This window comes from Halobaculum halobium, from assembly GCF_030127145.1.
GTDB lineage: Archaea > Halobacteriota > Halobacteria > Halobacteriales > Haloferacaceae > Halobaculum > Halobaculum halobium.
In genome coordinates this window covers 615,316-628,978 of record NZ_CP126158.1, presented here as the reverse complement: position 1 = coordinate 628,978, position 13,663 = coordinate 615,316, and the positions used below count along the sequence as shown (strand labels likewise).

The 13,663-nt window shown below is 71.7% G+C and carries 12 protein-coding genes and 1 pseudogene; 6 read left to right on the top strand and 7 right to left on the bottom strand.

What is annotated here, in order from left to right:
- Positions 1 to 66: 66 nt before the first annotated feature.
- The 3 genes from P0Y41_RS03400 to P0Y41_RS03390 form a co-directional block, all read right to left on the bottom strand.
- The gene (locus P0Y41_RS03400) at positions 67 to 1,443 is read right to left on the bottom strand and encodes a cytochrome P450 (RefSeq protein WP_284062577.1); all 1,377 of its coding nucleotides are present in this window, start codon (positions 1,441 to 1,443) and stop codon (positions 67 to 69) included.
- 82 nt (positions 1,444 to 1,525) lie between these two features.
- Positions 1,526 to 2,311 carry a dehydroquinate synthase/iron-containing alcohol dehydrogenase family protein gene (locus P0Y41_RS03395; RefSeq protein WP_284062576.1) on the bottom strand — a complete coding sequence of 262 codons (786 nt, stop codon included), beginning with the start codon at positions 2,309 to 2,311 and terminating at the stop codon, positions 1,526 to 1,528.
- Entirely contained in the window at positions 2,275 to 2,757 is a 483-nt protein-coding gene (locus P0Y41_RS03390) for an iron-containing alcohol dehydrogenase (protein ID WP_284062575.1), read from the bottom strand. Before P0Y41_RS03390 ends, P0Y41_RS03395 begins: the two co-directional genes overlap by 37 nt.
- Before the next feature lie 128 nt (positions 2,758 to 2,885).
- On the opposite strand from P0Y41_RS03390, the gene P0Y41_RS03385 reads away from it, so the two are divergent.
- Entirely contained in the window at positions 2,886 to 3,473 is a 588-nt protein-coding gene (locus tag P0Y41_RS03385; RefSeq protein ID WP_284062574.1) for a class I SAM-dependent methyltransferase, read from the top strand.
- Between the two features lie 31 nt (positions 3,474 to 3,504).
- Here the strand turns inward: P0Y41_RS03385 and aroA are convergent, their stop codons facing one another.
- Entirely contained in the window at positions 3,505 to 4,845 is a 1,341-nt protein-coding gene (gene aroA / locus P0Y41_RS03380) for a 3-phosphoshikimate 1-carboxyvinyltransferase (protein WP_284062573.1), read from the bottom strand.
- Positions 4,846 to 5,022: 177 nt separating this feature from the next.
- On the opposite strand from aroA, the gene P0Y41_RS03375 reads away from it, so the two are divergent.
- The 5 genes from P0Y41_RS03375 to P0Y41_RS03355 all read left to right on the top strand — a co-directional run bounded on the left by P0Y41_RS03375 (position 5,023) and on the right by P0Y41_RS03355 (position 9,583).
- Positions 5,023 to 5,202, top strand: a complete 180-nt coding sequence (locus P0Y41_RS03375; RefSeq protein ID WP_284062572.1) for a hypothetical protein — start codon at positions 5,023 to 5,025, stop codon at positions 5,200 to 5,202.
- 78 nt (positions 5,203 to 5,280) lie between these two features.
- Positions 5,281 to 6,474 (top strand): M24 family metallopeptidase, encoded by a 1,194-nt coding sequence (locus P0Y41_RS03370; RefSeq protein WP_284062571.1) that lies wholly within the window; start codon positions 5,281 to 5,283, stop codon positions 6,472 to 6,474.
- Positions 6,475 to 6,585: 111 nt separating this feature from the next.
- A complete protein-coding gene (locus P0Y41_RS03365; protein WP_284062570.1) occupies positions 6,586 to 7,074 on the top strand; it encodes a hypothetical protein in 489 nt (162 codons plus the stop codon).
- Between the two features lie 99 nt (positions 7,075 to 7,173).
- On the top strand, positions 7,174 to 7,998 hold the full coding sequence (locus P0Y41_RS03360; RefSeq protein ID WP_284062569.1) for a prephenate dehydrogenase/arogenate dehydrogenase family protein: 825 nt from the start codon (positions 7,174 to 7,176) through the stop codon (positions 7,996 to 7,998).
- A 157-nt stretch (positions 7,999 to 8,155) separates the two neighbouring features.
- Positions 8,156 to 9,583, top strand: a complete 1,428-nt coding sequence (locus P0Y41_RS03355; protein ID WP_284063333.1) for a small ribosomal subunit Rsm22 family protein — start codon at positions 8,156 to 8,158, stop codon at positions 9,581 to 9,583.
- 37 nt (positions 9,584 to 9,620) lie between these two features.
- On the opposite strand, the pseudogene P0Y41_RS03350 reads toward P0Y41_RS03355, so the two are convergent.
- The 3 genes and pseudogenes from P0Y41_RS03350 to P0Y41_RS03340 form a co-directional block, all read right to left on the bottom strand.
- Positions 9,621 to 10,729 (bottom strand): annotated as a pseudogene (locus tag P0Y41_RS03350) (ABC transporter permease).
- A gap of 46 nt (positions 10,730 to 10,775) precedes the next feature.
- On the bottom strand, positions 10,776 to 12,545 hold the full coding sequence (locus P0Y41_RS03345; protein ID WP_284062568.1) for a PrsW family intramembrane metalloprotease: 1,770 nt from the start codon (positions 12,543 to 12,545) through the stop codon (positions 10,776 to 10,778).
- Positions 12,546 to 12,583: 38 nt separating this feature from the next.
- Positions 12,584 to 13,558 carry an ABC transporter ATP-binding protein gene (locus P0Y41_RS03340; protein ID WP_284062567.1) on the bottom strand — a complete coding sequence of 325 codons (975 nt, stop codon included), beginning with the start codon at positions 13,556 to 13,558 and terminating at the stop codon, positions 12,584 to 12,586.
- Between the last annotated feature and the right edge of the window lie 105 nt (positions 13,559 to 13,663).

Genomic DNA, 13,663 nt, shown 5'->3' with positions numbered 1-13,663 from the left:
GCGAAGGTGCGAAGAACCGCCGGCGCGCCGCGGTGCGGTGAGGACAGCGGGACCGGTCCCCTCGGGTCAGCGTTCGTGGAGGCGCATCCGAACCGGTTGCGTCGGGCGCGTCGTGATGCTCGCCTCCAGATTTTCCTCGAGATCGACCGGGTCGACCACCTCGAAGGAGAACCGCGGTGGCAACGTCGCGAGGATCAGCTTCGCCTCCAACAGCGCGAACCGGTCGCCGACGCACCGACGCGGTCCCGAGGAGAACGGGAAGTACGCCAGCGGATGTAGTTCCGCCTCCATCTCGTCGGTCCACCGTTCGGGACGGAACGCGTGCGGGTCGTCGTAGTGGGCGGGGTCTCGGTGGACGACCCACTGACTGATCGCCAGCGGGGTCCCTTCGGGGACCCGGTACCCGCCGAGAACCACGTCTTCGGTCGGTTCGCGGAGGATGCCGTGTACCGGCGGGAGCAGCCGCATCGACTCGGTGACGACGTCATCGAGGTACTCCAGGTCGCGAACGGTGTCGAAGCCCGGGGGATCGTCGCCGAGTTCGGTCTCCAGTTCGTCGAGCAGTCGCTGTTCGATCTCGGGGTGGCGCGCGAGCAGGTGGAGCGTGAAGGTGAGCGACAGTGCCGTCGTCTCGTGGCCCGCGAGCAGCAGCGTCTTCACCTCATCGCGGACCTGTTCAGCGGCCATCCGCTCGCCGTCGTCGTCCTCCGCGGTCAGCAGCGCCGATACCACGTCGGCGTCGGGGTCGACCTCGCCCTCGCGCAGCGCGCGCCGCTTCTCGTCGACCAACTCGTCGACGATTCGGTCGAGAGCGGCGACCGCCTCTCGGAGCTTCTCCCGGCCGGGCGTCGGCACCGCCGGCGGGAGGAGATCGAGCAGGCTGCCGCCCGCCGACTGCTCCATCACGGTGTCGAGCGCGCCGCCGATCGCGGGCGTGCGGTCGCGGATGTCGACGCCCATCAGCGCGCGGGCGACGATATCCAGCGTCAGTCCCATCATGTCGCGGTGGACGTCGCGGACCTCACCGTCGCCCCAGCGGGCGCTCGTGCGCTCGGTCGCCTCGACCATCATGTCGGCGTACCCTGCGATGCGATCGGGCGTGAACGCCGGCTGGATCAGGTGTCGCTGCCGGCGCCAGAAGTCCCCCTCGCTGTTGAGCAGGCCGTTTCCGAGTACCGGTCGGAGCTGCTGCTGGAACAGTTCCCCCTTGACGTACTGCTCGTTCTCCGTGACGAGGACCCGCCTGATCGCGTCGGGGTCGGTCAGGAGGAACACGTCCTGTCCGAGGATTTCGTAGCGCGCGACCCCGCCGTACTCGGCGGCGACGCGGTCGCGGAAGGCGAAGAAGTCCCGACTGCTCTCGAGGAAGGATCCGAGGAACGGCAGGCCGTCCGGACCGGGGGCGGCCTCCGGCGGACGGGGAGGGGCGTCTGTGTCGCTCATATGGTCAGCCCCGTGGCGGAGGGGCAAAGCCGTTCGTGAACCGACGGTCAGTTCAGCGCGGTTGTCGGTGCCCGGGCGGCCCTCAGAATGCCGAGTCGAGCACCGCCCGCGCGTCGGCCTCGGTGAGGTCGTAGCCCTCAGGCGCGTACGACAGCAGCGAGTCGGCGGCTGCCACCCGCGCGGCCTCGTCGAGGCCGTCGGCGTCGACGCCGTCGATCGCCGACAGCGACGCGGGTAGACCGAGCGCGTCGCGGACGCGCTCCACCTGGGCGATCGCCGCCTCGGTGTCGTTGCCAGCGTCGACTTCGAACGCCGCCGCGAGCAGGGAGAGATCGACGCCGGCGTCTGCAAGCGCCCGCAGCGCGTGGGGCGCGACCGCCGCGTGCGCCAGTCCCTGCTGGATGCCGAAGGCGTCGCGGAGGCCGTGGCCGAACGCGTGGATCACGTTGATCGTCATCTCGCCGGGGCGCGAGATGCCGTACTGCGCGAGCACGACCCCCGCGACGGCGCGGTCCATCGCCGCCGGGTCGTCGGACAGCTCGGGCAAGCCGTCCGCGAGCAGTCGGACCGCCCGGGTCGCAGTCGCGTCGGTGACTGCCGTCCGGGTGCGGGCGTACAGCGACTCGATCGCCTTGTCGAAGCCGTTCATGGCCGACCCCGCGAGCACGCCTTTCGGCGTCGTCTCGAACAGGGCGGGGTCGTAGAACAGCGCGTCGGGCATCAATTCGGCCCCGCCGACACCGGTCGAGACGACCTCGGTACCGACGGCGTCGGCAGCGTCGGCGCCGGCGTCACTCTCGCCGGCGTCGACCGCGGCGGCGATGCCGGCGATCACCGAGAGGTCCGCGCCCGCGAGCGTCGTCGGCACGGGGAACAGCGGCGTGAGCGAGGCGGGATTCTCGGGCGTCGCGATCCCCCGGTGTCGGCGACTTCTTGCCGGGCCTCCGCGAGCGACAGGTCGCGGGCGCGAAGCACCGAGGCGACGGTCGCCACGTCGAGGCTGGAGCCGCCGCCGACTGGGACGAACGCGTCGACGCCGAGGTCGGCGGCGCGTTCGGCCGCGCGGGCCGCCTCGCGCAGGCGCTTGTCAGGGGTCGTGCCCGCGAACACCTCCGCGAGGCGGTCGCCGAGGCCGGCGCCGACCGCGTCCATCAGGTCCGCGTTGGCGGCGACGTTCGACCCGCAGACCACGAGCGCGGTGTCGCACCCGCGCTCGGCGAGCGCGCCACCGATGTCGTCGATACAGCCGCGGCCGTAGTGGATCGCCCCCGGGTCGTAGTCGAACGCGAACGACGGCGTGTCGAGTGAACTCATGGCGGAACCGTCTCCCGCATCGGCGAAAACGGCATCGGCGCCGGAAGCGTTCGTGCGCGGCGGTGTGCCTCGGCCCTTCGACCGCGACTGCGAAACTGCTATTGTACGGTAAATGAAATACTCTGGCGATGCGCTTCACGAACACGCGACAGCCGGACTGGGACTGGTGGAGTCGGCTGTGGCCCACACCGGGAGAGACGCTCCGAAACCTGGGGCTGTCTCCTGGTGACGCGCTCGCCGAGATCGGCTGCGGAAACGGCTACTTCGCGCTGCCCGCCGCGCGGATCACCGCCCCCGCGCCGGTGTATGCGGTCGACATCGACGAGGGACTGCTCGCGGAACTCGATCGGCTCGCTGGGCGCCACGAGGTCGACACGCTGCACACGGTACACGGCGACGCGCGGTCGCTGCCGGATCACCTCCCCGAGTCCGTTGACGTGGCGTTGATCGCGAACACCTTCCACGGCGTCGACGACCCCGAGGCGTTCGTCGCGGGCGTCGTCGACGCGCTCGCCGCGGACGGCCGGTTCGTCGTACTCAACTGGCACGACCGGCCGCGCGAGGAAACCACCGTCGCCGGGGCGCCGCGCGGCCCGCCGACGGACCTCCGGATCTCGCCCGACGAGACGGCGGAACTAGTCGAGGCGGCGAGCGATCTCCGAGCGGTCGATCGCGTGAACGTCCCGCCGTATCACTACGGCCTCGTCTTCGAGTAGGCACGAGGCCGAGCCCTTCCGCTACTCCAGCCTACTCGACGGTGGCGTTCGCGCCGAGGTCGGCCATCGTCTCGAAGAACCCCGGGAAGGACACGTCGACGTGCTCGGCGCCGGTGACCGTCGTCTCGCCGTCGGCGACGAGGCCGGCGACCGTCAGCGCCATCACGAGCCGGTGGTCGCCCCGCCCGTGGACCGTCGTTCCCGCGAGCGCGGAGTCGCCGCCGTGGACGGTCAGCGAGTCACGTTCCTCGGTCACCTCGGCGCCCAGTTTCTCCAGCGACTCGGCCATCGCGGCGACGCGGTCGGTCTCCTTGTACCGAACGTGCTCGGCGTTCACGATCCGCGTCTCGCCGTCGGCGACGGCGCCCAGCACGGCGATGGTCGGGAGCAGGTCGGGGGTGTCGCCCACGTCGACCTCGACGCCCGCGAGGTCGGCCGCCCCGACGGTGATCTCGCCGGCGTCCTCGTCCCACGCGATGTCGGCGCCCATGCGGTCGAGCACGTCGACGATGGCCGAGTCGCCCTGGGCGCTCGGGCGGGCGCCCTCGACGACGACCGACTCGCCGTCCGCGGCGGCGACGGCGCCGGCGGCGAGGAGGTACGACATCGACGAGAAGTCGCCGGGGACGGCGTACTCGTCCGCCTCGTATTGCTGGCCGCCAGGGACTCGAAAGCCCGCCTCGGTGCGCTCGGTGTCGATGCCGAAGTCCGCGAGCACCTCGCGGGTTATCTCGACGTACGGCGCTGACTTCAGCTCCGTTTCGAGGTCGATCTCGATCCCCTCCTCGGTGACCGCGCCGGCCATGAGCAACGCGGTGACGAACTGCGAGGAGACGTCGCCGGGGATGGCGACCGTCTCACCGGCCATCGCGTCGCCGACGACCAGCGGCGCTTGGCCGTTGCGACGGGTCGACTCAGCGCGTCCGCCGAGCGACTCGACGGCGTCGAGAAGCGGTCCCTGCGGGCGCGAGCGGAGCGACTCGTCGCCAGTGAGCACCGCGAGCCCGTCGGTCAGTCCGGCGGCGGCGGTGACGAGGCGCATCGTCGTCCCCGAGTTCGCGCAGTCGATCACGTCGTCGGGGGTGCCGGGCCGGCCTCCGAAGCCCGCAACCTCGACGGCCGTTGCGCCGCCGGCTCCTCCCCCGTCTCCGTCGCCATCCTCGTCTTCGTCCCCGGCGGGGACCCACGAGACTGCGCCGCCGAAAGCCTCGACAGCCCGGCCGGTGGCCCGCGGGTCCGCCGAGTCGAGCGGGTCCGTGACTGTCGTGCCGGTGCCGTAGCCTGCGGCGAGGATCGCTCGGTGGGTGTAGCTCTTCGACGGCGGTGCGCGCGCGCGGCCGGCGACCCGCGACGGGGAGACGTGTGCGTCCATGTCGCGGAGGTACGGGTCACGGGGGAAGTGTGTACCGACCGTGACAGCCGTTGCGGGTGCGGTCTCCCGCCGCTGATCTCGCCTGTCGAGCGGGGTATTCGCGGATCCAACGCGCACACGTGTCACACCGAACTGATTTGGCAATACTACTACTACAGCCGTAGTGAATTTTTTTACATGGACGAAACGCACGCAGAGTGCCTCCTCGCCGAACTCCTCGACCGCGGGCTGGTCCCGGACGATCGGGTCGGCGGCGTGAGGCGGCTCCGCGACGCCGGGGAGGTCTGGCAGGCGCTCGAGTACGCGATGAACGGCGAGGTCAGCGAACGGTGGCGGCCCGATTCCGGCGTCGCCTGACCGGATGACGGCCGCGGCTCGCCCGTACAACTCCCCGCGACGAAAACGCCTATGCCGAGCGTCGCCGCAGGTTCTCCCATGACGCGCAGCCTCGCCGCGCTGGACGACCTGCTCGCGGCGGCCGACGCCGACGCGTACTGCATCGAGGCCGGGAGCGACGACTCGAACCAACTGTACCTCTCCGGCTTCGACGCGCCGGACCCGTTTTTCACCGCCTACACCGGCGAGCAACTCGCGATACTCGTCTCCGGGCTCGAGTACGGCCGAGCGACCAAGGAGTCGAACGCCGACGCGGTCGCCCGCCTCTCGACGTACAACTACGCCGAGCGCGCCGCCGAGGACGGGCAGGCGGCCGCACTCGCCGGCGTGTACGCCGACTTCCTCGCCGACCTGGGCGTCGAGTCGGCGCTCGTCCCCGAGCGCTTTCCGGTTGGCGTCGCCGACGGCCTGCGTGACCGAGGTCTCGCGGTCGACGTGGATGGCGACGACGTGGTCGAGACGGTCCGCGCGACCAAGACCGAGGCGGAGCTCGACGCCGTCCGGCGGGCGACGGCCGCGAACGAGGCCGCCATGGCCGCCGCGGAGGACCTGATCGCTGCTGCGGACGTGGCCGACGACGGGACGCTCGTGATCGAGGAGGATGGAGAGACCACTTCGCTCACCAGCGAGCGCGTGAAAGAGGAGATCGAGGTCACGCTGCTGCGCCACGGCTGCGCGCTCGACGAGACGATCGTCGCCTGCGGCGCCGACGCCGCCGACCCCCACGACCGCGGGTCGGGGCCGCTCCGGGCGGGTGAGAGCGTCATCATCGACATCTTCCCGCGCGAGAAGGCGAGCAAGTACCACTCGGACATGACGCGAACCTTCGCGAAGGGCGGGGCGAGCGACGCGATCGGCGAGTGGTTCGCGCTGACAGAGGAGGCGCTCGAGGCCGCCCTCGACGCGGTCGAGCCGGGCGCCACCGGCGCCGAGGTCCACGCGGCCGTCTGCGACGTGTACGAGGACGCCGACCATCCCACCCTGCGCTCGGATCCCGACACCGAGACCGGGTTCATTCACTCCACGGGCCACGGCGTCGGCCTCGACGTGCACGAGCGGCCGGGGCTCAACCCCCGAGGCGAGGAACTGGAGCCGGGCCACGTGATCACCGTCGAGCCCGGGCTGTACGACCCCGAGGTCGGCGGCGTCCGCATCGAGGACATCGTGATCGTCACCGAGGACGGCTACGAGAACCTCACCGCTGACTCCCCGGTGGAGCTGGTGGTTCAGTGATCGTCCGCCTGCACGCCCCGGCAGCACCCCGGAGGACCGGTACCTGGACCGGGTACCGAGGCAGGAGCGACCCCCGATGGGGCTTTGGTCGGCGCGACCCATCGATCGGCTATGAGCCTGTTCGAGCGCGTCGCGGACGCGTTCCGCGAGCCGGGCGCCGGCGACGAGTCGGAGGCCGACGTGACTGATCCAGACGACGCGGCCGGTTCCGGAGACGACTCGACGACCGCCGACGGCGCTGCCGAGCGAACCGACGCCGTCGTCGCCGTCTGCCAGCAGGCGCCGGACGGCGTCCGCACTTACACGATAGCGATCGACGCCGGGGACGCCGAGCGCGCCGAGATCACGGAGGTCGCGCCCGCCCTGCTGGAGGCGCACTTCGAGGTCGTCGAGGGCGGCGTCGGCGACGACCACGTCACCGTCCGGGCGGTCGACTTCCGCGGCGAGGCGCGCACGGTCGACGCGGAGACGCTCGTCGGTGTGCGGTTCGCAGAGCCCGTCCCCCTGGCGGACGTGCGGATGCGGCTGTTGTCGGCGGAGGACCACGGCGGCGACACGCTCCCGGCGGAGTGGTTCCGGATCGCGTCAGTGGAATCGTGACAGCGGACTGGCGCCGGTGACGGAGCGTCGGTCGGCGGGCGACGTGTCCCGGTCGCCCCGACCGATACCCTTTCGGTCGCCACCCCGATAGCGCAGTGCATGAAGTTGCTCGTCGTCGGCGCCGGGGAGATGGGCCGGTGGGCCGCACAGACCCTCCGCCCGGTCAGCGAGCGCGTCGCGCTCGCGGACACGAACCCCCAGACCGCGATGGACGCCGCCGAGTCGGTCGTCGACGGCCGCGTCGTTCCCCTCGACACCGACGAGTCGTTCGACTGCGTCGTGCTCGCGGTCCCGATCCCGGTCGTCGCCGACGCTGTCGCGGAGTACGCCGACAACGCCGCCGACGGAGCGATCGTCGACGTCTCCGGCGTCATGGCGGAGCCGCTCTCGGCGATGGCCGACGTCGTCGACGGCGAATACGCCAGCTTTCACCCGCTGTTCGCACCGCCCCGGGGACCGGGGCGGATCGCGTACGTCCCCGGAGAAGCTGGCCCGACCGTCGAGCGCGTCCGCGAGCGGTTCGCGGCCGTCGGCAACGAGGTGTTCGAGACGACCGCAAGCGAGCACGACGAGGCCATGGCGTCGGTGCAGACCGGCGCGCACACCGCCGCCCTCGCGTACGCGCTCGCCGCCGGCGACGTCGACGAGCGCTTTCACACGCCGGTGTCGGAACCGCTGTCGGAGTTGGCGCGCACCGTCACCGAGGGGGAGCCGCGCGTGTACGCCGACATCCGCGAGACGTTCCCCGGCGGTGCCGACGCGGTCGCGGAAGCCGCGAGCGCGCTGGCGGCCGCCGATCGCGAGGCGTTCGCTGGACTGTTCGAGCGGGCGGGCGAGGCGGTCGACGCCGAGTCGCGCGTCGAACCTGACCGCGACGCGGCCGACGCGAGAGCCGAGAGCGAGGACTCGACTACCGACGACTGAGGCGGTCGAGACAGAACCGTTACCCCCGCCGACCGAGTAGCCGCCGGCATATGAGTTCACCGACGCACCCGCGACCGCACGCGCGACGCGGGTGTCTTCCGACACCGCGGTCGCCGAGGCCGGCGTCGCGGTCGCAGACGCCCGCGTGGTGGTCGCCGTGAGCGTCGACCGCGAGGCGCTGCGCGACACCGCGAAGTACCTCCGCAACGCCCGCCCCGTCGACCCAGACGAGGTGTACGAGTACCTCCCCGACCAGCCGCACCCGGCGGTCGTCCGCACCGCCCTCCGCGAAGAGGCGTTCGACCTCGGGCTCGTCGAGCGCGAGGACGGCACCTTCGTTCCGGCGAACGACGACCCGGTCGACCCGCCGGGGTGGTCGCCCGAAGGGCTCCCCGCGGAACACGCCGAGACGATCGAGGACCTCCTGTTCGAGGCGTACGGCCTCGACTGGCACGAGGGCGAGTCGGGCGACGCGCTCCGGGAGACGGTCGACCGACTGAAGGAGGACTACTACCGCGGGCGACCCGTCGAGTACGACTCCGACGCGGCGCTCGCATACGCACTCTACCACCAGCCGGACTTCTACGCCGCCCTCGGCTACGTCCTCGACCGCCTCGCCGACCGCGGACTGCTCCCCCGCACGCTGCGTGTCCTCGACGTGGGCGCGGGCACCGGCGGCCCCGCGCTCGGGCTCCTCGACTACCTCCCCGACGACGCCCTCCTCGACTACCACGCTATCGAGCCGAGCGCGAACGCCGACGTGCTCGCCGACGTGCTCTCGGAGACGCGGCCGAACGTCCACACGACGATCCACCGGGAGACCGCCGAGGCCTTCGACCCGGGCGCCGCGGGCGAGGTCGATCTCGTCCTCTTCGGCAACGTGCTCTCGGAACTCGACGACCCGGAGGCGGTCGTCTCCGACTACCTCGACGCGCTCGGCGACGACGGCTCCTGCGTCCTGCTCGCGCCGGCGGACCTGAACACCTCGACGGAACTGCGACGCGTCGAGCGAGCGCTCGTCCGGCCGGACGGCGACGTGAGCGTGTACGCCCCCGACCTCAGGCTGTGGCCCGGTGCGGCGCCGAGCGACCGCGGGTGGTCCTTCGAGGTGCGGGCCGACCTCGCGGTCCCCTCCTTCCAGCGGAAACTGGACGACGCCGCGACGCGCGCGTACGACGAGGAGCCCGGCACCTACGTCAACGCCGACGTGAAGTTCTCGTGGGCGATCCTCCGCCCGGACGGCGAACGCCGCCACCCGGTCGTCGCCGGGGCCGAACGGCACCACCGGATGGCCGACTCCGAGGACCACGTCACAGACCGAGTCAACCTCCTGTGTGTCAAGCTCTCGGCCAACCTCGCGCCCGACGACGACGCGAACCCGCTGTTCAAGGTTGGCGACGGCAGCGAGCGGCTGGAGCACTACCTCGTGCTCACGGGGGAGTCGTCGCTGAACCGGGACCTCCGCGAGGCGCCGTACGGCGCGGTCCTGTCGGTGGAGAACGTGCTGATCCTGTGGAACGACGACGAGGGCGCGTACAACCTCGTGTGCGGGAAAGAGACGGTCGTCGACCTCGTCGCCGCCTGAGCACGGCCGGAAGCGACCTGTGCGAAGGGCCGTCGACTCAGGCGGGCCCGTACCGCGCCACCCCGGCCCGAGCGACGGCGACGGCGACGCCGCCGGCGACGACCACGGCGACGACGGCGAGCGCGGTGCTCGCGTCGGCGCTCCCGACGGCAGCTTCGCGGCGACGTTCGCGGGGTTCGCCGGCGACAGCGCCGCCGCGCCGAACAGCCCGAGCACGCCCAGCGAGTACACTGTCTGTGCGGCCCGCCGGTCCGGCGCAGTGAGCGCGAGCGCCGCGCCCATCGCCGTCACCAGCGCGGCCAGCCCCGCGGTGAGTCCGAGCAGTCCGAGCACGCCGGCGACGGTCGCGAGCGCGCTCGGCGCCGGGGCGATCGCGGTGCCGTTGGCCGACAGCAGTGCGAGCCACAGCGCCGCCTGGATCGGTGCCAGTCCGGCGGCCGCGAGGAGCTTCCCCTCCACGATATCGGTCATCGTGACGGGCGCGACCCGGAGCAACTCCAGCGTGCCGCGCTCACGCTCCTCGGTCAGCGAGTCGACGGTTACCGACCCCGCGATGAACACCGGGAGGAACAGCAACAGCGGGATGAGCACCGTGTAGGTGAACCCGAAGTACGGCGACGATCCCGCACGCGGCGGCAGTTCGAGCGTCTCGGCAGTCAGTGATGCCGAGCGCTGGTCACGCTCCAGCCGCTCGAACGCCCGCAGCGCCTCGCGAGCGCGCACGACGACCAGCGTCGTCCCGACGTTGCCGTCGGGGACGAGCACCCTGACTTCGAGGGTCCCCCGCTCGGTCGCGGTCGAAAGCATCGCCGCATCGACCCGGCCGTCCGCGAACGCGTCCGCGGCCGCTTGACGGGTCGGGTATCGCTCGGCGGCCATGCCGTCCGTCTCGCCGATCGCGCGCAGGAGATCGCCCGCGTCGTCGCCGGCGACGGCCGTCTCGACCGAGTAGCCCGCGGCGGCGCCGGGGTCGTACAGCGAGACGAGTCCGACGACGAGGAACGACGAGAACGCCGCGACGAACAGCTGGATGAGCAGCGCAAGCACGATGGTCTTCTCCGAGCGCAGCGACGCGAGTTCCCGCTTGGCGATCGTCCAGCGGGCGTCGCGACCCGTGCGGTCGCCGGCGGCGACCGTTCCGGGGATCGGCTCAGACACGTCCGCAGGCGTGTCCTCGTCCCCCACGGTCTCGTTAGCCAAGGGCGCTCACCACCGTGAGGTCGTAGGCGAAGTGAATCGCCATCGCGACGAGCAGCGTCGCCGCCCACGAGCGGCGTCCGCGCGTCGCGCCGACGGCGCCGACGGCGGCCGTGACGACGTGGAGCACGAGCGGCAGCGCCAGCAGGCCGAGTCCGGCGACCGGCCCGAGGTCGGCGCCGACGCCGGCGGTGCCGAACGCCGCTTCCCCGAGCGGGAGCGACCCGAGGCCGACGATCTGGACGACCGCGGTCGCCTTCTCGGCGACGAAGAAGCCGGCGCCCGAGAGCGCCCCAAGCTTCAGCGCCGTCGGGAGGTCGCGTTCGAACCGGGACTGCGAGAAGCCCGCGTAGATCCCGACGCCCTTCGCGACCTCCTCGACGACCGCGACGACGACGAGCAGGCCGACGATCGCGGCTCCCTGCGGGAGCGCGAACAGCAGCGCGACCGCCAGCAGCTCCGCGACGAACACGAACGGGATCGACAGCGCCGACAGCAGCGCCACGTCGCGCGGGCGGTGCAGTCGCACCGCGAGCGCGTCGAGGAACTTCAGCGGGACCGCCCGCTGCGTGAACATGTCCTCCTCGCGGTAGACGCCGACGCCCATCGCGAACAGCGTCGCCGCCGTGAGGTAGAACGGCCCCGTCGAAAACAGGTACTCGCCGATGGCGACCGCCTCCCCCTGCAGGTCGCGCACGACGAGCGTCAGCGGCGAGATGAGTGCGATCGGTGTGACCGTCGCGAAGATGGCCGGAACGAACGCGTACGTCGTCAAGGTCACCGAGACGGTGACAGTGACGAAGGTGAGCTCCTTGAACGACCGCGCGAACATCGCGCCGACGAACGTCGACGCGAGGAACACCAACGCGATCGGGAACACCGCCGCCACTGCGATCACCCCGCCGCCGACGCCCGCCGCGATGAGCGTCGTCGCGATCAGCGCCGCGGCGGCGTACGGGAGGGTCTTGCCCGCGACGATGTCGCTCCCCGACAGCGGCGCGACGAGCAACAGTTCCCCGCGACGGTTCACGCGCTCGTTCAGGATCGTCGAACCGTACGCCTGAATGACGAAGTTCATCGGCACGAGGAACGCGAACGCGAGCACGAGCGAGGAGAACGGGAACGGCGGCGAGATTTCCGCGGGCGACCCCGTCGGCTGACCGCCGAACAGCGGCCCCGCGACGCCGCCGAAGTCGGGAACGCCGAGCCCGCCGCCCGCGGTGTCGCCGTCGGTCGAGCCGGGGCCGCCGGCGCCGTCGCCGCCCGCGTTGCCGCCGCCTGCGCCGTCGCCGTCGGTCACGCCGTCGTCGCCGGTGGCGACGCCGCCGTCGTTGGTGCCGATGCGCTGGCTCCCGCGCTCGACGTAGCTGAGGGTGACGCCGACCGGGAACGCGGCCGACTGGTTCGCTTCGGCGAGGAGCAATCCGTTGTTGTGGCGCTCGACCGCGGATCTGAACGCGCCGAGCGCCGCCTGTCCCTTCGGGGTGTCCGCGACCGAGACCGTCGCCGACCGGTCGCCCGGATCGCGGTCATCGACGTACACGTCCGCGTTCGGCGCGCCGGCCGGGACGGGCTCCAGCGGGGTGGCGTCGGCCACCGGTTCGTGGTACGGGCTGTCGGGGCTGACGGCGACCGCGTAGATGTCCTCGTCGAGCGCGACGCCGCCCGCGAGCAGGCCGCCGGCGACGACGCCCAGCGTGAGGAGGAGGGCGACTCCTCCCAGAACCGCCGTCTTCCGGTCCACAGTCCCGGTGGTGCGACTCATCTCCCATCGCGCGACGCGGAGGACCTTCCGCGGCGAGATCACTCTCCGGCCTCCGGCGACACTTCGGCATCCGCGCGATCATCGCCCTCCTGGTTCCCAGCGGCCGTTGGCGAGTCGGAACCGGGCTCGATCCGGCGGCTCCCGGGCATCGGCTGGCCGGCCACGTCGAGGAAGATCTCCTCCAGCGTCGACTCGCGTGTGCGGATGTCGGCGACCTCGCCGCCGGCGTCCGCGGCGGCCTCCCGGACCGCCTCGACGGCGTCCATCGAGTCGACGACCGACACGTGGCGGTCGCCGTCGGGATCGCTCCCTTCGACGGGGACCGTGGTGAACACGCGGTAGCTCGTCTCGCCGTGGTCGGCCCGGATCTCGTCGACGGTGCCGCGGGCGACGATCTCCCCCTCGTTCATGATCACGACGCGGTCGCACACGGACTCCACGTGGTAGAGGTTGTGCGCGGAGAACAGCACGGTCTTTCCCGAGTCGGCGAGCTCGCGGACGTACTCCAGCACGTAGTTCGTCGTGAGCGGGTCCAGCCCGGAGGCCGGCTCGTCGTACACGAGCACGTCGGGATCGTTGACCAGCGAGCGGGCGATCGCGACCTTGCGTTTCATCCCCTTCGAGACGTCTCCCAGTCGGCGGTCGCGGTGCTCCAGTTCCAGATCGTCGAGCGCGGTTTCGATCCGCTGATCGGCCGTGTCTCGCGGCACCTCGTACAGATCCGCGAAGAACCGAAGGTAGCTTCGCGCGGTCATGTCCTCGTACAGCGGCGACTCCTCCGGGAGGAACCCCAGCGCCGTGCGCGTCTCCGGGTCGCCCGCGTGCTCGCCGGCGACGCGGACCGTGCCGGCCGTCGGCTCGATGAGCCCCGCGAGCGTCTTGAGCGTTGTCGTCTTGCCCGCCCCATTCGGACCGACGACGCCGAATATCTCCCCCGGCTCCACGTCGAAGGTACTCCCGTGCACGGCGACGAAGTCGCCGTACACCTTCCGCAGGCCATCGACGGTTATCACACCCGCAGGTTCGCGTCCGCCGATAAGAGACCGTCGCCGCGCCTATCGCCCGTGAGAACGCCGCGGGCGCCGCAGTTCAACGGTCGGCGGCTCCCGCAGTCACCC